The following is an 18,630-nucleotide window of genomic DNA, read 5'->3' as shown; positions in this document are numbered from 1 at the left end:
TTGTCGTGCGGTGCGTTACAGGACGCCCTTGCTTTCATCGCCGCGCAGTTCCGCCATGAGCGCGGCATCGTCGTAGCGGCGCAGCGTGAAGAGGTCGGCGTAGTCCGGCCGCGCCGCATCCTGCATCCAGGCGGCGCAGAGCGCGCCCGTCGCCGTGGCCGCCATGGTTCCATAGCCGGACAGCGCGCCTGCCATGAACGCACCCGGCGTGCGCATGGGCCCGATCAGCGGCCAGTTCTCCGGCGTCATGGCGTAGTAGCCGCCGTAATGCCGCGCACCACGTGGCAGCCGGCCGAGATAGGCGGCGAGCGACGGATTCAGCCGGCTCGCGCCGCGCAGCACCACGTCGGGAAAGTTGGGATCGACCGGCGGCGGCTCGGCATGCGGGTCAGAGGGCGTTCGGTTGTACGCCCAGCCGAGCTTCAGCCAGGTGCCGCCATCGCCACCTTCGGGCCGGCAATGGATCGCGCCGGGCATCGGGCGCGTCAGCGGGACGGTCGTCGGATCGGAGGCGAGGATCTCGCGCTCCTCCTCCGTCCAGGACAATGTCTGGCCGTCCAGGTCGATGGAGAAGGGCATGGAGCGCGGAATTGCGCGCTCGCGATCCTCGAAGGCGATCTTCTGCTGGAACACGGTCTGCAGCGGAACTGGCTCGCCGAGCATGGCCGCGACGTCGCCGAAGAAGGGGCCGGCCGCGTTGACGATGCGATCCGCGCGCAGCGTCGTCGGACCATTCGCGCCCTCCAGCCGGAGCGTGAAGGGGGCGCCGCCATCGATGCCGGCAAGGCGCGCACGCATCAGCCGCCCGCCCGCGGTGCGGATCTGCTCCAGCATCCACGCTCCCATCTGCTGGCCGCTGATATCGCCCGCCCGGCGGATGTGCAGGATCGTCGCGACGTCCGGCGCATAGGACGGGAAATGCGCCCGGATCAGCGCGCGATCCATGAGCACGTCCACGCCATCCGGTGCCGTCCGCCAGTCCGATGATGTCGCCGGGACGTAGCCGGTGTCGCCGCCCTTGTGGAAACGGATGCGCGAGGCGGCACCGTCGCCGTAGCCGCGCGCAAGTTCGGCGAAGAGGTCCTCGGGGTTTTCGCGCCGGGTGACGAGGGCGTAGCCGCGCCGTGTCATGCGCAGGCGATTGTCGCTCGCGCGCGCGATCTCCTCCATCAGGTCGATGGCGTCGTCGGTGAAGGCGCGCATCACCGGATGCGGCCACCAGTTCCTGTAGTTCTCCCCCGACTGGGCGGAGGTCAGGGCCATGGGGTCGCCCTGTTCGACGAGCACCAGGCGGCGGACGCCGTGGCGCACCGCCAGGTAGTGCGCCACCGCGATGCCGACGATGCCGGCGCCGATGACGGCAACGTCCGTACCGCCCTCCGGGATGCTCATCAGTAGGTCCTTCCCATCGCCTCAAATTGTATCCAATCGTAATCACATTGCATCCTTGCGGGCAAGCCCCTATCGTCACCAATCAAGAAAGGGAGCACCGGATGCCGGGCAGCGCGGACGTGGTCATCATCGGCGGAGGGGCGATCGGCTGTGCCGTCGCCTGCTTCCTGCGCATGCGGAACAACGCGCCGCGGGTGACGGTGATCGAGCGCGACCCGACCTATGCGCTGGCCTCGACGCCGCGCGCCTCGGGCGGGGTGCGGCGCCTCTTCTCCGGGCCGGAGAACATCCAGCTCTCGAACTTCTCGATTCCCTTCTACGAACGCTTCGCGGAGGAGATGGCCGTGGACGGCGTCCCGGCGGAGATCAGCTTCCGCAAGGGCGGCTACCTCTTCATCGTGGACGGGCGCGGCACCCGGCTGCTGGAGGAGAGTGCCGCCACGCAGCGCGCGCACGGCGTGCGGATCGATCTGCTGGACCGGGCGGCGCTGAAGCACCGCTTCCCATCGATGTTCGTGGATGACCTCGAGCTCGCTGCGCATTCCCTCGACGATGCCTGGGTTGATCCGCACGGCGTGCAGCAGGGCTTCCGCCGCAAGGCGCGCGACCTGGGTGCGGAATTCCTGCCGGAGGAGGCCGCGGCCATCGAGCGCGATGGCGCACGCATCCGCGCAGTCCGCTTCGCCTCGGGCGGGTCGATGACGACGCGTTTCGTCGTCAATGCCGCGGGTGCCTGGGCCGACCAGGTCTGCGCCATGGCCGGGATGCGGAGTCCGATCCGCCCGATGCGCCGCTTTGAGCACTACTTCGAGTGCGAGACCGCGATCGAGCCGCTCCCCTACGTCAAGGACCTCGACCGGCTGGCCTTCCGGCCCGAGGGGCGCGGCTACACGGGTGGCATGCCGGACAGCGACGAGCCGCGGGGCTTCAACTTCGAGGTCGATCACGGCTATTTCGAACGCGTGGTCTGGCCGGCGCTGGCGCACCGGTTCCCGGCCTTCGAGCGGACCCGGGAGAAGAGCGTCATGGCCGGCCTCTACGACCAGAACGAACTCGACGGGAACGCCATCATCGGACCCTGGCCGGACTGCCCGGGCTTCCTGATGGCGGCGGGCTTCTCAGGCCACGGGCTGATGCATGCACCGGGCGTCGGGCGGGCGATCGCCGAGTTGATCCTGGACGGCGGATACCAAACGATCGACCTTGCGCGGCTCGGCTGGGATCGCGTCCTGCGCAACGAGCCCTACCGCGAGCGCGGCATACTGTAGGAGATGACCGAATGAGCCGCGCATCCGTGCTTGAGACGGCGAGAGACACCGCCCCCTCGGGCCTCGCCGCCGAGACGCTGGCCGAGGCGCTGCGCCGGGACATCGTCGAAGGCCGGCTCGCGCCCGGCGCGCCCCTGCGCCAGGAAGAGTTGGCGCTGCGCTTCGGCACCAGCCGCATTCCGGTGCGCGAGGCGCTGCGCGCGCTCCAGGCCGAGGGCCTGATCAACTATTCGCCCAACCGGGGCGCCACGGTCACCATCGTCAGCGATGCCGAGATCCAGGAGATGCTGGAGGTCCGCATCGCGCTGGAGTGTCATGCGCTCCGCCTCGCCGTGCCGAATGCCGCCGATGCCGACATCGCTGCGGCGCGCGCGATCCTCGCGGAGTACGACACGGCACCAGATCCCGCGAAATGGTCGGCGATGAACTGGGCCTTCCACTGGGCACTCTATCTGCCCTGTGAGTGCCGCCGACTGCTTGACGCCATCGAGCGCAACTTCAAGCACTTCAACGCGGCCGCACGGCGCAAGATCTCGACGGTTGCCGGCAAGGAACGCCCGCAGCGCGAGCACCATCGCCTGCTCGACCTCGTGCAGAAGGGACGCACCGAGGAAGCGGTCGCGCTTCTCACCGAGCACATTCGCGACACTCAGCGTTCCATCCGGGCCGTCGCGCGCGGTCGGTGATACCCACAAGAGGCTGACGGAACCTGGGTCGGCATCGCCCCGAAAGGCGCTTGTTCGGGTCACGGCCCACCACGAATTGTGGTAACAACGGATTTCCTTGCGCGTCCCATCGCGCCGCGAGGATCCATCCGTCCGGTGCTGCTATGGGAGCAGTCGCTTCGTCCCACTAACCGAAAGCGTCGCGGCCCTGAGGTCGAAGGTCGCGGTCGGCGAAATGCTCCCGGCCATCCGGCGCGGCTAGTGTCCTGCACGCGAAGTTCGCTGGATTTCCAGCGAACGAAGCGAACAAGCAGGCCACGCAAAACAAAGCCTAGTGGCCTGAGAACGAAGTCCGCAGGATTTCGGAATCAGGACACTAAAGCGGTTTCCGTTCGCCTCGGCTCACGAACACCGCTCCAGGCCCTTGTTTTTGCGAGCATCTTCACCCGGTCAGATGATTCCACTGATCGGGATCTGCTCTACTTCGGGAAGAAGCGGTTCGCGGGCATGTCCAGGCCGAGATGGCCGCGCAGCGTCTTCGCCGTGTACTGCCGGCGGTAGAGGCCGCGGCGCTGCAACTCGGGGACCACCTCGTCCACGAAGCCATCGAAGGCGCCGGGGAACCAGGCGGGCATGATGTTGAAGCCGTCCGCGGCACCGCCTTCGAACCACTCCTGCAGCGTGTCGGCGATGTCGGTCGCCGTGCCGGCGATCACCCAGTGGCCGCGCGCGGCGCCGGTCAGGTTCAGCAGGTCACGCCAGGTCATCCCTTCCCGCCGCGCCTTCGACAGCATCGCGCGCGCGAAGCCATGCGAGGTCGAGGGCAGGGGCAGGTCCGGCACCTTCTCGTCGGGCGGGAAGGCGGAGACGTCCACGCCCAGCCGGCTCGACAGCAGCGACACGGCGCTGCCCTCGGTGGTGAAGGACTGCAGGCGGTCCAGCACGTCCCGCGCTTCCTGCCGCGTCCGCCCGAGGATGGGCATGACGCCGGGCAGCACCGCGATCTCCTCCGGCCGCCGCCCGAAGCCCGGCATGCGCGACTTCAGGGACGCATAGGCCGCCTTCGCCTCCTCGAGATCCTGCACCACCGAGAAGACGACGTCCGCGGTGCGCGCCGCCAGGTTAAGCCCCGGCTCCGACGCCCCCGCCTGCAGCACGATCGGCCGCCCCTGCGGGCATCGCCCGATGTTCAGCGGCCCCTTCACGCTGAAGAACTCGCCGACATGATCGAGGCTGCGCATCCTCGCCGGGTCGATGTAACGCCCGCTCGCGCGGTCGGCGACGATGGCGCCCTCGTCCCAGCAGTCCCACAGGCCCATCACCACATCGACGAATTCCTCGGCGGCGCGGTAGCGCGCTTCGTGCGGTGCGTGCTCGCGCCCGAAATTCGGCGCCGCGCGCGGGTTGGAACTCGTCACCGCATTCCACGCCGCGCGCCCGCCGCTGAGATGATCCAGCGAGGCGAACCAGCGCGCGACGTTGAACGGCTCGTTGTAGGAGGTCGAGGCCGTGGCCCCGAGCCCGATATGCGTCGTGCTCGCCGCCAGCGCGGCGAGCATGGTGATCGGCTCGAACCGCGCGGTGTAGGAGGGATGGTCGTTCGCCCCGGCCTGCAGCGTGTCGCCCAGGAACAGCAGGTCGAAGCAGCCGCGTTCCGCGATGCGCGCGATGTGCTGGATGACCGGCAGCGACTGGAAGGAGTCGTAGGCGTCCGGCATCCGCCAGCCGGCGATGTGGTTGCCGGTGCCGAGCACGAAGACACCGAGATGCATCTGCCGTCGCGCCATGGGGCCCCTCCGCCGCACCACGACAGCGTGGCCGCGCCGCGTCGCGCCGGCAAGACGCCGCTGTGACGGTGGCCGCGGGCAGCGACCTTCAGCCCGGCGCGCGGTCGCGTCCCCTCGCGAGCAAGTGTCGCGTCAATAGAGGTTCGCGACGCTGGCGGTCACCGGCGCGTGCCGGTCGTCGTTGACGTGATCCGTCTTCGGGTTGGTTCCCGACACCGGCGCGTAGTCGAGGCCGGAGAAATTGCCGTTCCTGCTGATGTAGACTGTCAGGTCCGCCGCAGGTCCCGGCAATGGACGGTCAGGTGCCGCCGCGTGTCGCCGCCGGTGGTCCGATGGGGCGCCGATATGACGCGCGCCAGCCCTTCGTTGATGTCCTTGGCCAGGCCGCTGCCACTGGCGCTCCGGGACGCGAAGTACATGAGGTGGACGTCTCGCCGGCGTCGAAATCCATCCAATCCTTGTTGTCGCAGTCCCGGTTCCAGCGGAATGCGACCTTCATGGTCACGATGCGCTGATCCTGGCCCGAGGATGGGATCACTCCATGAAAAATGGGCAGCAGTCCGGACCGGACCGGACCGGACTGGAACAGGGATGCAATGAAGCCCATTCGCTGGAGGTGCCGGCGGCGCGCCCTCAGCCGCCCGGCAGCCAGACGCGGAAGGTCGTGCCGACGCCTTCCTCGCTCTCGATCGTCAGCGTGCCGCGGTGGCGGTTGACGATGTGCTTGACGATGGCGAGCCCCAGCCCGGTCCCGCCCGCGCGCCGGGACCGCCCCTTGTCCACGCGGTAGAACCGTTCGGTCAGGCGCGGGATGTGCTCGCGCGCGACGCCGGGGCCGTCATCGGCGACGCTCACCGCCACGCCGGGGCGCCCGTCCGGCGCGGTGCCGGGCGCCACCGTGAGCCGGACATGCCCGTTCTCCCGCCCGTGGCGGATGGCATTCTCGAGCAGGTTGCGGATCACCTGTCCGAGTTGGTCGGCATCGGCCGGCTCGGCGATGGCAGGCGCGGCTTCGAGTTCGAGCTGCGCCTTCCGGGTGGCGAGGATCGGCGCCATCGCGTCCGTCTCCGCGCGCGCCAGCGTCTCGACATCCACGCGCCCGGATGGCGCCTGGTGTTCCGTCAGCTCGATCCGCGACAGCCCGAGCAGGTCGTCGATCAGCCGCCGCATGCGGTCCGACTGTTCCGCCATGATCTGCAGGAAGCGCTGCTGCGCGGCGGGATCGTCGGCGGCGGGGCCGCGCAGCGTCTCGATGAAGCCGATCAGGCTGGCGAGCGGCGTGCGCAATTCATGGCTGGCATTGGCGACGAAATCCGCGCGCATGCGCTCGAGCGCGCGTTCCTGCGTGCGGTCGGAGAGCAGCACCAGCATCCGCCCGCCATCGGCGAGCGGCGGGTCCATCGGGATGACCTGCGCCGCGACTTCCCGCATCACCGGCACGGGAAGCACGAGGTTCGCGGCGGCGGGCTCGCCGCTCGTGAAGGCGCCGTCGAGGGCCTCTGCCAGCGCCGGGTGCCGGAGCAGCGCAGCGGCGTCGGCCGGGGCGGCGGCGGCCTGCGGGCGGCCGAGCATCTCCCGTGCCGCGCGGTTGGCGCGCAACGGCACGCGCTCGGCCGAGAGCACCAGCAGCGGGTCGGGCAGCGCCTCGATGATGGCGGCGTCGGCGCGGCGCAGGCGTTCCACCAGCGCGCCGCGTTCCTCGTAGCTGCGCGCGAGGCGGGTGACGCCGTCCGCCACCTCCTGCACCGAGGCCAGCAGCGGCGCCACGCTCAGGCTGGGCACCGCGCCGCCGGAGGCCGCGGCGCGGATCTGGCTCGCGAGTTCCCCGAGGTTGCCGAGCCAGAGCCGCGCCACCGTCGCCGCCGAGGCCAGGGTGACGAGCAGCGCGACAAAGCCCGCCCCGGTGCCGACGGCGCCGGTCGCCATCAGCAGCAGCAGCGTCGCCGCGGGCAGGCCGGCGACGATGAGGCTGGAGCGCAGCCAGGCGGCCGCGCGGGGTCGCTCCCCCAGCATTACGGGCGTTCGGCCGTTCAGGAACCGGCGGCGCCGGGCGTCGGTGCGGGCTCAACCATGCGCGCCTCGCCGCTCGGCTCGACGGCGAAGAGCGCCAGGCCCCGCTGCACCTGGCCTTCCGGCTGCAGGCGGACGGGGCCGTCCACGCCGTCGAAGATCTCCCCCGTATTGGGGCCGGCCTGGCCGCGCGGCGTCAGCACCACCCGCGCCGCGACGCCCGCCGCGTCATAGGCCACGCCGGCGACGCGCGGGGGGCGTTCGCCGAAGGCGCCTTCGTAGCGCGCATCGAAGGAGGCGCGGCCGCGCGGGTCGGGCGCGGCGAAAAGCGCGCCGTGCAGCGCCGGTTCCTGCCCCAGCGACGCGTCCTGCGCCCAGAGCGCGTGGCCCAGCATGCGCGGTGCCGGGGTGGCATTGGCGGCGAGGCCGGCGGCCACCCCGCGGGCGAGCGCGCCGGTGCTGCCGATCAGCACGGCGTCGATCCCGCCCGAGGCGCGGCTGAGCAGGTCCTGCGCCACCGCCGCGCCGTTCGCGCGCACCGGATGCATCACCACCACCGGCTCCGCCAGGCCCCATTCGGAGGCCATGCGCTGCACGGCGGAGGCCAGCGCACGGCCGAAAGCGTCGTCCGGTGCGGCCAGGGCGAAACGCTGCGCGCCGCCCGACATCGCCGCGCCCATGGCGCGCCGCACCTGCTGCGCCGGCGTGACGCCCATGGTCCAGACGCCCGGCCCGGCCTGTGCCACGTCGTTGGTGAAGGCGAGGATCGGGATGCGGCCCGCGCGCGCCGGCGTCGAGGCGGCGGAGGTCTCGGGCGCGGTGAGCGGCCCGACGATGACGCGCGCGCCGTCGGACACGGCGCGGCGCGCGGCGCCCGCGGCGCCGGAGGCGCTGCCGCCGGTGTCGATCGGCAGGAAGTCCACATTGCGGTTGCCGCGCTCGAACAGCGCGAGCTCGGCGGCCTGCTGCATCGCCCTTCCGAGCGGCGACTGCGGTCCACTCAGCGGCAGCAGCAGCGCGATGCGATTGCGCGGCGGTTCCTGCAGCGGCCCGCGCGTGGCGGGCCCACCGACTTGCGGCCCGCAGGCCGCGAGGCCCAAAAGGGCACCGAACACCGGCACGGAGAGGCGGCGTGACAGTCGAAGGCGAGGCAGAAGGGACACGGTCCGTCGATCCTCCCGGTGGTCCGGCGCAGCCGGCCCTGGTGCTCGTCGCGACGCCGATCGGAAATCTCGGCGACCTCTCGCCGCGCGCGATGGCGGCGCTCAGGGACGCCGACGCCGTGCTGTGCGAGGACAGCAGGGTGACAGGCGGCCTGCTCGCGCGCCAGGGCATCGCGGCAACCATGATCCCCTTGCACGATCACAATGAGGCGGCGCAAGCCCCCAGGCTTGTCGAACGCATGAAGGCGGGCGAACGGTTCGCGCTCGTCTCGGATGCCGGCACGCCGCTGGTCAGCGATCCCGGCTTTCGGCTGGTGCGCGCGGCCATCGAGGCGGGCATCGCGGTCTCCGCCGTGCCGGGGCCGAATGCGGCGGTGATGGCGCTCGCGCTCTCCGGCCTGCCGCCGCATCCCTTTCTGTTCCTGGGCTTCCTGCCGGCCAGGGCGGGGCCGCGCGCGGCGGACCTCGCGCGGCTGCGGGGCGTCGAGCGGGCCGGGCTCTCCGCCACGCTGGTCTTCTTCGAAGCGCCGCACCGCCTGGGCGAGGCGCTCGCCGCCATGGCCGAGGCCTTCGGCGCCGACCGCCCGGCCGCGGTCGCGCGCGAACTGACCAAGCGCTTCGAGGAAGTGCGGCGCGGGACGCTCGCCGACCTCGCAGCCCATTACGCGACGGCCGAGGCGCGCGGGGAGATCTGCATCATCGTCGGCCCCGCGCCCGAGGAAGCGGTAGGAGAGGACGAGCTCGACGCCCGCCTGCGCGCGGCCCTCGCCGCGGGGCTGAGCCTGCGCGACGCGGCGGCCAGCGTCGCCGCGGCGACCGGCCTGCGGAAGCGCGAGGTCTATGCCCGTGCCCTCGAGCTCGCGGGTGACGGGCAGGGTTGAAGGCAGGGCCGTCAGAACAGCCCGGCGACGATGTCCACCACCACGCCGCCGGCGCCGAGCAGCACGACCGAGGTCCCGACCATCGCGTAGCTGTGCCCCGGATAGGCTGGCAGTTGCGCGATCAGCCCCGGCGGCAGCGTCTGGCGCGCGATGCCCGGTGGCAGCGGCTTGCCGCGCGCCAGTTGTCGCATCTGCCCGGGCGGCAAGGGGCGCGGGGACCAGCCGGGGTTCGCCGCGGCCCAGTTGCGGATGACGACGCTGTCATTGCCGCCGAACCGCGCGTGGCCGGGCGGGCCACCCTGGCCCTGCCCCTGGCCCTGACCGTGACCTTGACCACGGCCTCGTCCCGGCGGCGGATCGGCCAGGGCCCGGCTCAAGGGAAGGGCGAGGAAGGCGAGCAGCGCGGTGCTGCGCGGGATCAGGGCCATGAACGGCATCCTGCCGGGCCGGATGCAGGCCAGGCAAGCGCGACCAAGGCCGAGGTGCCCGGCCGCCATCATGGCGGGCGCTCCGGGCGGGGGCGGTCTCCGGGTCGTGTTCCGCCCCTCCCCAGCGCGGGATGCCTGGGCTAGAGGACGCGCGTGACCCCCACCCGCTTCTTCCTCGTTCGCCATGCGCTGGTCGAGCCTTCCGCCCGCGCCGTGCTCTACGGTTCCATGGATGTCGCCCTCTGCGATCTGGCGCTGCGGCAGGAGGCGGCATCGTATCGATGGCTTGCGCATCGCCTGCCGCAGCCGGCGCGCTGGTTCGTCACCAACCTGTCCCGCACGCGGGCCACGGCGGCGGCGATCTTCGCGGCCGGGTATCCGCACGCCGAACTCGACCCCGAGCCGCAATTCGCCGAGCAATTCCTCGGCGACTGGCAAGGCATTCCCCATGAGGCGCTGCCCGCGCTGCTGACCCGCCCGGCCCATCCCTTCTGGCCGCATGCGGGGGAGGAACACCCGCCGGGCGGGGAATCCTTCAAGGAGATGCAGGCGCGCGTCTCCGGCGCGCTGGAGCGCATGGCGACGCTGCTCGAAGGGCAGGACGTCGTCGTCGTCGCGCATGGCGGGTCGATCCGCGCGATGCTAGCGCACGCGATGGGGCTCTCTCCGGATCAGGCGTTGGTGTTCTCGATCAAGAATCTGTCGCTGACGCGAATCGAGAAGCACGGGCTGGACTGGCGCGTCGCCGCGGTGAACGAGGAACCCTGGACACCGCCGGCGGCGGTTTAGGGCAAGCAGCGAGGGGGCGCCGCCCCCCGCCAAGGGCCGAAAGGCCCTTGGAACCCGGGAATGGGCAGGGATTCGTTCACGGTTTCGCCATCGCGAAACCTTTGTCATGACCAAGAGGGCGGGCTAGAAGGGCCGACATTCAAAGGCTTGGGAGGTTCGCTTCATGCGCCGTCTCGCCCTTCTTGCCCTCACGGGACTGGCCCTCGTCCTCGGGGGGAACAAGGCCCGCGCCCAGTCGGAAGCGCAGGCGCTGGTCGACCGTTCCACGCTCGCCCTGCAGGAAATCCTCGACCTCGGGGAGATGAGCGCGGATGCGCGCTCCATGCTCGGCCGCGCGCGGGCGGCGATGATCTGTCCCCGCGTCTTCCGCGCCGGATTCATCTTCGGCGGCGCCGGCGGCGACTGCGTGATGGTGGCGCGCGATGGCGGCGGGTCCTGGTCCTCGCCGGCCTTCTTCACCATGGGCGGCGGCTCGATCGGCTTCCAGATCGGCGTGCAGGACGCGCAGGTCCTGATGCTCATCATGAATGACAAGGCGCTCGACGCGATGCTGGACAGCCAGTTCAAGTTCGGCGCCGATGCCGGCGTCGCGCTGGGCACGCTGGGGCGCGGCATCTCGGGCTCGACCACGGCGGCGATCGGCGCGGATATCGTGACCATCGCTCGCGCGCGCGGGCTTTTCGCGGGCATTACGCTGGACGGGAACCTGGTCTCGTCACGCAGCGAATGGATGCGCGAGTATTTCGGCCGCGACGTCTCCGCACGCCAGGTCGTGGTCGGGATGGAGGCCCACAACCCGGCCTCCGACCCGCTGCGTGCGGCGCTGATGCGCCTGTCCCAGGCGCCCGCCGCGACCGCCCCGGTTCCGCAGGGTTCCGCACCGCCGCAGGGTTCGGCCGCGCCGCAGGCGGTGATCACGCCGGGGCCCGGCCCGGCCGGCGGCCGCGTCCAGTCCGAGAGCCTGCCGGCCCCGCCGCGGGGCGGGACCCGCTGAACGGCGGTCCCGAGGCCGGCCCCGGAACGAAAAAAACCCCCGCACGAGGCGGGGGCCATCACACGGAAGCGCCCGGCGGATCATCCCGCCGGGCGTTCCTTGTCAGGGTCAGGCGTTCGCCACGCTGGGCTGGCGGCCGAGCAGGCGGTTCGCGTCCAGCGCCCAGGCGCCGGCGCCGAGGCCGGCCTGCACCACCATCAGCACCGTCCAGAAGGCAGGGAATTCCCAACCGCCGCCCTGGCCGCTGAACAGCCAGCCGGCCGGCAGGTGCTGCATCGTGGCGCCGATCATGATCGGCAGCGTCAGCAGGCTGACGATCCGCACGCCGACGCCGGTGATGAGGGCGATGCCGGCGCCGACCTCGGCGAAGGCGACGATGGCGCCGAAGATCGGCGGATAGCCGAGGGAGCCGAAGAAGCCCATCACGCCGGACAGGCCGAAGGTGCCGAGCTTCAGCAGGCCGCCATGCGCCAGGAACAGCAGGCCCAGGCTCACGCGGAGGAGGAAGGTCGCATAGGGGGTGGTGGTCTTCGGGTCGATCATGGCGGGTGTCCTTGGGTGCGAGGCCCCGGTGGCCTCCGTTGGCGGGGAACATGCCCCGGAAGGGACGCCGCCTTCCAACGGACCTTCGAAACGTCCATCATCACCGCCACGAATGGCGGACCTCGCGACCCTCGACCTCAACCTGCTGCGCGTCTTCGACGCGGTGGCACGCGAGCGCCACGTCACCCGCGCGGCGCAGCGGCTCAACCTGTCGCAGCCGGCGGTGTCCAACGCCCTCGCGAGATTGCGGGCGGCGCTGAATGACGAGCTGTTCCTGCGCCGGCCGGGCGGCGTGGAGCCGACGGAACTCGCCCTTGCCCTCGCCGGCCCGGTGGCCGAGGTGCTGGACCGGCTGAAGGAAACCTTCGCCGTCCACGCGCCCTTCGATCCCGCGACCTCGGACCGCGTCTTCCAGGTCGCGCTGAGCGAATATGCCGAGGCGGTGCTGGCACCGACGCTGCTCGAGCACATGGGGCGCGAGGCGCCCGGCTGCCTGCTCGCCATCCGCCACGCGGACCGCACCAACTGGCAGTCGCTGCTCGAGCGCGGGGAGGCCGAGCTCGCCATCGGCGTGCTGCCGGAGCCGCCGGCGATCTACACCCGCGTCCGCCTGCTGCCCGAAGGATTCAGGACGCTGATGCGGCCGGGCCATCCGCTCGCGACCGGCGTGCTGGACGAGGACCGGCTCATCACCTTCCCGCATCTGCTCCATTCCCCGAACGGCTCGCGCGACGGCGCGCTGGATGTGGCGCTCGCGGCGCGCGGCAAGCGGCGGCGGCTGGGCGCGGTGGTCGCGCATCTCTCGGCGGTGCCCGACATCCTGGCGCGCACGGACATGGTGATGACGCTCTCCGCGCGGCTCGCGCGCCGGATGGCCGAGGCGCATGGGCTGGTGGTGCGGGAATCGCCGGTCGCGATCCGCCACACGCGGCTGTCGATGATCTTCCACCGGCGCTTCGAGAGTGATTCGGGTCATGCCTGGCTCCGCCGCCTGATGCTCGCGGTGGCGCGCGAGGTGCCGGCGGTGGAAGCCGGCAACGCGCCGCGCGGTCCGGACGACTGAAACATGCGCGGCCTCTGGACCGCGTCGCGTGGGCGCGCTCCGATGCACCGATGGACACCATGTTCGACCATGTGATCGTCGGCGCGGGCAGCGCGGGCTGCGTGCTGGCCAACCGGCTCTCGGCGAACGGCGCGACCGTCGCGGTCATCGAGGCCGGCGGCAAGGACCGCCATCCCTACATCCACATCCCCGCGGGCTATGCGCGCATCCTGGATCATGCACGGCTGACCTGGGGCTTCCGCACCGAGCCTGATGCCGCGACGGGCAACCGCGCGCTCGATTATCCGCGTGGGCGCGTGTGGGGCGGGTCGTCATCCATCAACGGGCTCGGCCATGTGCGCGGGCATCCGTCGGACTACGACCTGTGGGCGCAGAAGGGCTGTACGGGCTGGGGGTGGGACGACCTGCTGCCCTATTTCATGCGCCACGAATCCTTCGCGGGCGGCGGCGAAGGGCGCGGCACGCAGGGGCCGCAGCCGGTCGAACATCTGGCAGAGCGGCCCGAACTGCTAGACGAATTCGCGCACGCGGCCGAGGCGATCGGCCTGCCGGTGAACGAGGACATGAACGGCCCGCGGCGCGAAGGCTTCGCCACCTTCCAGCAGACGCGGCGCGGGCAGCGGCGGATCTCTGCGGCGCGGGCCTATCTGGTGCCGGCGCTGTCGCGGCCGAACCTTGCCATCATCGACAACGCGCTCGCGCTGCGCATCGTGGTGGAGCAGGGGCGCGCGACCGGCGTCGCGATCCGGCGCGGGGGGCAGGAACAGATCATCCGCGCGCGCTTCGGCGTGGTGCTGTCCGCCGGCGCGATCGGGTCGCCGCACCTGCTGATGCTCTCCGGCGTCGGGCCCGCGGCGCATGTCGCGGAGCACGGGATCGCGCCGGTGCTCGACGCGCCGGGCGTGGGGCAGAACCTGCAGGACCACTACATCGCGCGGCTGACCTACCGCCTGACCGATCACCGCTGGTCAGCCAACCGCCGCATCGTCTGGCCGCGGCTGGGGCTCGAGGTGCTGCGCTGGATCACCAGCGGCAAGGGGGTGCTGACCTGGTCGCCGGGGATGATGTCCCTGTTCGCGCGCACGCAGGATGGGCTGGAGGCGCCGGACATCCAGATCAACGGCGGGCCGCTGTCCTGGCAGGACGGGCGCATCGGCGTGCCGGAGACGGAGCCCGGCTTCACCCTCGGCGTCTGGCAGTGCCGGCCGCACAGCCGGGGTTCCGTGACGCTGAAATCACCGCGCGCGGAAGACGCCCCCGCCATCGCCCCGCGCTTCCTGACCGAGCGCGCCGACGAGGAATGCGTCGTGCGCGGCATCCGTCTGGCGCGCCGATGGATGGCGGCGGAACCGCTGCGCGGCATCGTCGCGCAGGAGGTGCGCCCGGGGCCGGAGGCCGACACCGACGAGGCGCTGCTCGCCTTCGCCAAGGCGACGGGCGGGACGGTCTATCACCCCTCCTGCACGGTGCGGATGGGGGGCGATCTCGGCGCGCCGCTCGATGCGCGCCTGCGGCTTCGCGGCATCGAGGGGCTGCGCGTGGCGGATGCCTCGGTCTTCCCGGACATCCCGGTGTGCAACATCAACGCCACGGTGCTGTCGGTCGCCGAGAAGGCAGCGGACCTGATCGCGGAGGATATGCGCAGATGAATGGGCGGGGAGGTTCCCGTTGCCTCCCCCTGCTTTCTCTACCGATCGGCGGCTGATGACGGAGGCGAGGCACTTGATGGCAGCGATGATCATGTTCGCGCACGACACGCGCCTTAGGCCGCGTGTAAGGGGGGCACCAAAGGAGGGGCCGGGGGCGAGTGGCGCGCTCACTGACGCCGGTAAACGACGAACGCCTCTTGGCGAGTTCGACTTCGGCAACAAGGGCGTCCGCTTCGAGCCGGGGGATGTGAAGCCCGAGTTCTGGCTCACCTCGAAGCACCAGGCGTTGGCCGACTTCATGCCGGTGGTGGCGTGCTGGGGCGTTTCGGCGGAGTTCCGGGAGGTGGTGGAAGCCTTCGAACCCGGCCTGCACCAGTTCTTCCCGATCATGATCCGCCGGCCCAACGGCAAGCCGATCGAGCGCCTGGATGGGCGAGAGGTCGCGCCGGGCCAGTACTTCATCATGAACCCGCTGGTGCGCAACAACTCGCTGTTGCCCGAGGAATGCATCGGCAAGCAGGGCCAGCGCCGCAAGACGCTGAACGAAGTGCTGAGCACCGTCGACGACATCTGCCTTTCGCGCGCAGTCATCGCCGGGCGGCACCTGTGGGTGGATGCGTACTTCACCATGGGCGAGTTCTTCGTCTCCGACGCGTTGCTGGCCGCGTTGCGGGACAAGGGTCTGAAGGGCTTTCTCGTGCAGAAAGTGCGGGAGGCATAGCAGCCGAACTCAGGCTCAAACAGACAAAGAACGCCGCGCGGCCTCGAGGCGCTACGCGTGGCCGATGCTTTGGTCTTCCCGGACATCCCCGTGCGCAACATCAACGCGACGGTGCTCTCGGTCGCGGAAAAGGCCGCCGACCTGATCGCCGAGGACATGCGCGGCTAAGTCAGACCGGCACCAGGCAGGTCAGCCGCGAGGGATTCTGCTCGCTGAGGAAGATCCGCCCGTCGGGCCCGCGCCACATGCCGTGCGCGCCGTTCAGCACCGGCCGGCAGCGCCCGATCAGCGCGCCGTCCGGCGCGAGCCAGGACAGGCGCGGCACTTGGTCCGTCACGTAGAGCGTGCCGTCCGGCCCACCATGCACGCTCATCGGCTTGTGGTGGCCGGTCCAGTCGGCGAGCCAGGAGCCGTCCGGCGTGAAGACCTGGACGCGGTTGTTCTCGCGGTCCGCGACGGTCACGCGGCCATCGGGCAGCACCCAGACGGAGTGCGGGGTGGAGAACTCGCCGGGCCCGTCGCCCGGACGACCCCAGCGGCCCATCGGCGTGCCCTCGGCGCTGAAGCGATGCACGAAGGAGGCGCCGTAGCCGTCCGCGACATAGATCGACCCGTCAGGCCCGAAGGCCACGTCGCACGGGGCGTTGAAGGGTTCGCCCGGGCGGTGGCGCCGGCCGATGCCGCCCAGGCGCTTGCCCTCCCGGCTGAAGACGATGATCTCCTGCGCGTCCCGGTCCACCACGAAGACGCGGCCATCGGGATGGACGGAGAGCATGTGGCCGTCCGCCACCTCTGCCCCGCCCCAGGCGGCGATGTGCCGCCCCTCCGGCGACAGCACCACGACGGCCGGGCCTTCGGGGTCGGCCATCGGGTCCTGGCGGAGTTGGACATGGACGCGGCCCTCGGCGTCGCAGGCGACGTCGCTCGGCACGCCCACGCCTTTCGGGACCTCGCCCCAGGGGCGCTCCACGCGATAGAGCGTCTCCCCGAGACGAACGAAGAGGTCGTGACGAGCCATCTGCCTGCTCCCGCTGCTGCCGGCCGCGAGGGTGGCTCCGCGGCGGCGCCGCGGCAACCGGCGCGTGGCTCGCCTCATCGCCGCACGATCCCCTTGCCCGCATTGTTGACTAGGCGCGGCGGTGCGGCGGCAACCGGCGCGTGGTTCGCCTCATCGCCGCACGATTCCCTCGCTCGCATTGTTGACTCGACGCGGAGCCGCCGCGCACACCGGCAGCGGCAGCCCAGGGGAGCGAGGCCGCGCCGATGCCGCCCGTCGCCGCGGAACCACCGTCCCGGATTGGCCCGGGATTGCTTTTCTTCGCCCTGGCCGCGGTCGCCGCGGTGCATCTCGGCATACTGGCCGGACCCCATGCCCCCTTCGCGGAGGGGCGGCTGGTGGATGCGGACGCGTACATGCGGGTCGTGCGCGTGCTCGAACTGCGCCTTGGCGGCGGCTGGTTCGACACGGTCACGCCCGCGCTCGCGGCGCCGGAGGGCCTGTCGCTCCATTGGACGCGGCCGCTCGACCTGCTGATCCTGCTGCCGGCACTGGCGCTGGAAGGGCTGGCGGGGTTCGATCCGCGGGAAGCGATCTTCCTCGTGGGCGGGCTGGTCTCGCCGGCGCTGCATGTGCTCGCGGCGGTCGCGGCGGCCTGGGCGGCGCGGGGACTCTGGCCGGGGGCGGCGCCGTGGTTCGCCGTGCCGATGGCGGTCGCGATGCCGGCAGCGACCGGCTATGCGATGCCCGGGCGCGCCGACCATCACGCGCTGATCCTGCTCGCGCTCCTTGTCGCACTCGGCGGGGCGGTGCGGGCGCTGCGGCCCGACTTCCCTCGGAGGGCGGCCGTGCTGGCCGGGGCGGCCTTCGGCTTCGGCATCTGGGTCAGCCCGGAGGCGCTGATCCTCGCCGCGCCGGTGCTGCTCGCGACCGGCCTCGCCGTCGTGGCGGCCGATGACGGGCGTGGCCTGGCGAGGCAGGGGATGCGGATCGCATTGGCCATGGGCGCGACACTCGCGCTCGCCGTCGTGGTGGAGCGGCCACCGGCCGGCTGGCTCGCGGTCGAGTATGACCGCGTGTCGGTGCATCATGTCGCCCTGGCGGCCGCGATCGCCGCGGTCTTCGCCGCCGTTCTGCCCTTCGCCGACACGGCGCGCGCGCGACGGGTCGCAGTCGGCGCGGCCTCGGCGGTCGCCGCGCTCGCGGTCCTGCTGCTGCTGTTCCCCGACGCCCTGGCCGGATCCTTCGGCAGCGCCGATGCGGCGAGCCGCGACGTCCTGCTCCCCGCCATCGAGGAAATGCAGCCGCTGCCGCCTTTCGGCCGGGGGCGCGCATCCGATGTGCCGGCGCTGCTCGGCGGCCCCCCGCTGGCCGGGCTGATCGCTCTCGGACTTGCCGCGCCCGGATGGCTGCGCGACCGGCGCTGGCCAGCGGGGCTCGCGCTGTTCGCGGCGCTGCTGAGCGGGCTGGTCGCCGCCTTCGCGGCGCGACGCTTCGCCCTCGATCTCGCCGCGCCGGCCGCTGTCGCCGGGGCGGGGCTGGTGGGTGCCGTGCTCGGTGCCGCTTGGCCTCGCAGCAAAGTCTTCCGCGGGATGGCCGCAGCATTGCTGCTGTCCGGACTGCTTGCGCTGCCCTTTGCCGCAATGCCCGGCCCCGACGCAGCGGGCGCGGCGGCGGGACACGCGGAGGCGGCCTGCGACGTGACCGCCCTCGCCCGATGGCTCGCCGCCGAGCGGCCAGGTGTTGCGCCGGGCTCCCCCGCGCCGATCCTGATGGCGGCGGACATCAACGCCGGGCCCGAGATCGCCTGGCGCACCCCCTTCCGTGCCGTCGCCGGCCCCTATCACCGCGGCGGCGCGGCACTGCAGGACACGCGCGCGGTGTTCGCCGCGACCGACCCTGAGGCCGCGCGCCAGGTATTGCGCCGGCGCGGGGTCGCGCTGGTCCTCACCTGCGCCGGCCCGGATGCGCGCATGGCCGGGGAAGGCACGCTCGCCGCGCGCCTGCGGGACGGCAGGGGGCCGGGCTGGCTGGTGCCGGTGCCGCTGCCGGAGGCGCTCGGCGGCTTTCGCCTTCTCGCCGTCGCGCCGCAACCATGAAGGTTCAGCAAGGCGCCGTACTGGTCTAGCCTGCACCGGAACAAGGAGACGAACCTTGCCGGCACACATCCTTTCCTGGCGTCCCGCTGCCCTGCTCTTCTCCCTCGCGCTGCTGTCCGGCTGCGAACAGGCCGGCGGAGCGGCCGGCGCCGCCGCGGGGCGCGCGGCCTCCGGCGCCGTG

At 71.8% G+C, this 18,630-nt stretch carries 17 protein-coding genes; 9 read left to right on the top strand and 8 right to left on the bottom strand.

Annotation, left to right across the window (positions count from 1 at the left end; genetic code table 11):
- Positions 1-15: 15 nt before the first annotated feature.
- Positions 16-1,392 carry an NAD(P)/FAD-dependent oxidoreductase gene (locus tag GXW76_RS18040; protein WP_211863491.1) on the bottom strand — a complete coding sequence of 459 codons (1,377 nt, stop codon included), beginning with the start codon at positions 1,390-1,392 and terminating at the stop codon, positions 16-18.
- 101 nt (positions 1,393-1,493) lie between these two features.
- Between GXW76_RS18040 and GXW76_RS18035 the strand changes: the two genes are divergently transcribed.
- Both GXW76_RS18035 and GXW76_RS18030 read left to right on the top strand, forming a co-directional pair.
- Entirely contained in the window at positions 1,494-2,660 is a 1,167-nt protein-coding gene (locus tag GXW76_RS18035; protein WP_211863490.1) for an NAD(P)/FAD-dependent oxidoreductase, read from the top strand.
- 11 nt (positions 2,661-2,671) lie between these two features.
- Positions 2,672-3,346 carry a GntR family transcriptional regulator gene (locus GXW76_RS18030; protein WP_211863489.1) on the top strand — a complete coding sequence of 225 codons (675 nt, stop codon included), beginning with the start codon at positions 2,672-2,674 and terminating at the stop codon, positions 3,344-3,346.
- A 458-nt stretch (positions 3,347-3,804) separates the two neighbouring features.
- Here GXW76_RS18030 and GXW76_RS18025 read toward each other — a convergent pair whose 3' ends face one another.
- The 4 genes from GXW76_RS18025 to GXW76_RS18010 form a co-directional block, all read right to left on the bottom strand.
- Positions 3,805-5,112 (bottom strand): LLM class flavin-dependent oxidoreductase, encoded by a 1,308-nt coding sequence (locus GXW76_RS18025; RefSeq protein ID WP_211863488.1) that lies wholly within the window; start codon positions 5,110-5,112, stop codon positions 3,805-3,807.
- Between the two features lie 132 nt (positions 5,113-5,244).
- The gene (locus GXW76_RS18020) at positions 5,245-5,403 is read right to left on the bottom strand and encodes a hypothetical protein (RefSeq protein WP_211863487.1); all 159 of its coding nucleotides are present in this window, start codon (positions 5,401-5,403) and stop codon (positions 5,245-5,247) included.
- A gap of 342 nt (positions 5,404-5,745) precedes the next feature.
- A complete protein-coding gene (locus tag GXW76_RS18015) occupies positions 5,746-7,125 on the bottom strand; it encodes an ATP-binding protein (protein ID WP_211863486.1) in 1,380 nt (459 codons plus the stop codon).
- A 17-nt stretch (positions 7,126-7,142) separates the two neighbouring features.
- Positions 7,143-8,237, bottom strand: a complete 1,095-nt coding sequence (locus GXW76_RS18010; protein WP_338150988.1) for a penicillin-binding protein activator — start codon at positions 8,235-8,237, stop codon at positions 7,143-7,145.
- A 17-nt stretch (positions 8,238-8,254) separates the two neighbouring features.
- Between GXW76_RS18010 and rsmI the strand changes: the two genes are divergently transcribed.
- On the top strand, positions 8,255-9,166 hold the full coding sequence (gene rsmI, locus GXW76_RS18005) for a 16S rRNA (cytidine(1402)-2'-O)-methyltransferase (RefSeq protein WP_408904374.1): 912 nt from the start codon (positions 8,255-8,257) through the stop codon (positions 9,164-9,166).
- An 11-nt stretch (positions 9,167-9,177) separates the two neighbouring features.
- Here the strand turns inward: rsmI and GXW76_RS18000 are convergent, their stop codons facing one another.
- Positions 9,178-9,594, bottom strand: a complete 417-nt coding sequence (locus GXW76_RS18000) for an anti-virulence regulator CigR family protein (protein ID WP_211863484.1) — start codon at positions 9,592-9,594, stop codon at positions 9,178-9,180.
- Positions 9,595-9,747: 153 nt separating this feature from the next.
- On the opposite strand from GXW76_RS18000, the gene GXW76_RS17995 reads away from it, so the two are divergent.
- Entirely contained in the window at positions 9,748-10,383 is a 636-nt protein-coding gene (locus GXW76_RS17995; RefSeq protein ID WP_211863483.1) for a histidine phosphatase family protein, read from the top strand.
- Between the two features lie 163 nt (positions 10,384-10,546).
- The gene (locus GXW76_RS17990; protein ID WP_211863482.1) at positions 10,547-11,377 is read left to right on the top strand and encodes a lipid-binding SYLF domain-containing protein; all 831 of its coding nucleotides are present in this window, start codon (positions 10,547-10,549) and stop codon (positions 11,375-11,377) included.
- 108 nt (positions 11,378-11,485) lie between these two features.
- Here the strand turns inward: GXW76_RS17990 and GXW76_RS17985 are convergent, their stop codons facing one another.
- Positions 11,486-11,920 carry a DoxX family protein gene (locus GXW76_RS17985; protein WP_211863481.1) on the bottom strand — a complete coding sequence of 145 codons (435 nt, stop codon included), beginning with the start codon at positions 11,918-11,920 and terminating at the stop codon, positions 11,486-11,488.
- A gap of 112 nt (positions 11,921-12,032) precedes the next feature.
- On the opposite strand from GXW76_RS17985, the gene GXW76_RS17980 reads away from it, so the two are divergent.
- The 3 genes from GXW76_RS17980 (at position 12,033) to GXW76_RS17970 (ending at position 15,353) form a co-directional block, all read left to right on the top strand.
- A complete protein-coding gene (locus GXW76_RS17980; RefSeq protein WP_211863480.1) occupies positions 12,033-12,983 on the top strand; it encodes a LysR family transcriptional regulator in 951 nt (316 codons plus the stop codon).
- A gap of 50 nt (positions 12,984-13,033) precedes the next feature.
- Positions 13,034-14,632, top strand: a complete 1,599-nt coding sequence (locus tag GXW76_RS17975; protein ID WP_211863479.1) for a GMC family oxidoreductase — start codon at positions 13,034-13,036, stop codon at positions 14,630-14,632.
- A 76-nt stretch (positions 14,633-14,708) separates the two neighbouring features.
- The gene (locus GXW76_RS17970; RefSeq protein ID WP_211863478.1) at positions 14,709-15,353 is read left to right on the top strand and encodes an imm11 family protein; all 645 of its coding nucleotides are present in this window, start codon (positions 14,709-14,711) and stop codon (positions 15,351-15,353) included.
- Between the two features lie 169 nt (positions 15,354-15,522).
- On the opposite strand, the gene GXW76_RS17960 is transcribed toward GXW76_RS17970, so the two are convergent.
- Positions 15,523-16,371 (bottom strand): NHL repeat-containing protein, encoded by an 849-nt coding sequence (locus GXW76_RS17960; protein WP_211863476.1) that lies wholly within the window; start codon positions 16,369-16,371, stop codon positions 15,523-15,525.
- 290 nt (positions 16,372-16,661) lie between these two features.
- Between GXW76_RS17960 and GXW76_RS17955 the strand changes: the two genes are divergently transcribed.
- A complete protein-coding gene (locus GXW76_RS17955; RefSeq protein ID WP_211863475.1) occupies positions 16,662-18,449 on the top strand; it encodes a hypothetical protein in 1,788 nt (595 codons plus the stop codon).
- Positions 18,450-18,630 lie beyond the last annotated feature (181 nt).

Origin of the sequence: Neoroseomonas soli (assembly GCF_018129065.1) — a bacterium.
Classification (GTDB): Bacteria; Pseudomonadota; Alphaproteobacteria; order Acetobacterales; family Acetobacteraceae; genus Neoroseomonas; species Neoroseomonas soli.
The sequence above is the reverse complement of the archived record's forward strand: the minus strand, read 5'-3'. Positions and strand labels throughout refer to the sequence as shown.

Excerpts from the sequence above, each read along its gene's own strand:
- GXW76_RS18040 (WP_211863491.1), bottom strand. The coding sequence starts at position 1,392 with ATGAGCATCCCGGAGGGCGGTACGGACGTTGCCGTCATCGGCGCCGGC.
- GXW76_RS18035 (WP_211863490.1), top strand. The coding sequence starts at position 1,494 with ATGCCGGGCAGCGCGGACGTGGTCATCATCGGCGGAGGGGCGATCGGC.
- GXW76_RS18030 (WP_211863489.1), top strand. The coding sequence starts at position 2,672 with ATGAGCCGCGCATCCGTGCTTGAGACGGCGAGAGACACCGCCCCCTCG.
- GXW76_RS18025 (WP_211863488.1), bottom strand. The coding sequence starts at position 5,112 with ATGGCGCGACGGCAGATGCATCTCGGTGTCTTCGTGCTCGGCACCGGC.
- GXW76_RS18015 (WP_211863486.1), bottom strand. The coding sequence starts at position 7,125 with ATGCTGGGGGAGCGACCCCGCGCGGCCGCCTGGCTGCGCTCCAGCCTC.
- GXW76_RS18000 (WP_211863484.1), bottom strand. The coding sequence starts at position 9,594 with ATGGCCCTGATCCCGCGCAGCACCGCGCTGCTCGCCTTCCTCGCCCTT.
- GXW76_RS17990 (WP_211863482.1), top strand. The coding sequence starts at position 10,547 with ATGCGCCGTCTCGCCCTTCTTGCCCTCACGGGACTGGCCCTCGTCCTC.
- GXW76_RS17985 (WP_211863481.1), bottom strand. The coding sequence starts at position 11,920 with ATGATCGACCCGAAGACCACCACCCCCTATGCGACCTTCCTCCTCCGC.
- GXW76_RS17980 (WP_211863480.1), top strand. The coding sequence starts at position 12,033 with ATGGCGGACCTCGCGACCCTCGACCTCAACCTGCTGCGCGTCTTCGAC.
- GXW76_RS17975 (WP_211863479.1), top strand. The coding sequence starts at position 13,034 with ATGGACACCATGTTCGACCATGTGATCGTCGGCGCGGGCAGCGCGGGC.
- GXW76_RS17970 (WP_211863478.1), top strand. The coding sequence starts at position 14,709 with ATGGCAGCGATGATCATGTTCGCGCACGACACGCGCCTTAGGCCGCGT.
- GXW76_RS17960 (WP_211863476.1), bottom strand. The coding sequence starts at position 16,371 with ATGGCTCGTCACGACCTCTTCGTTCGTCTCGGGGAGACGCTCTATCGC.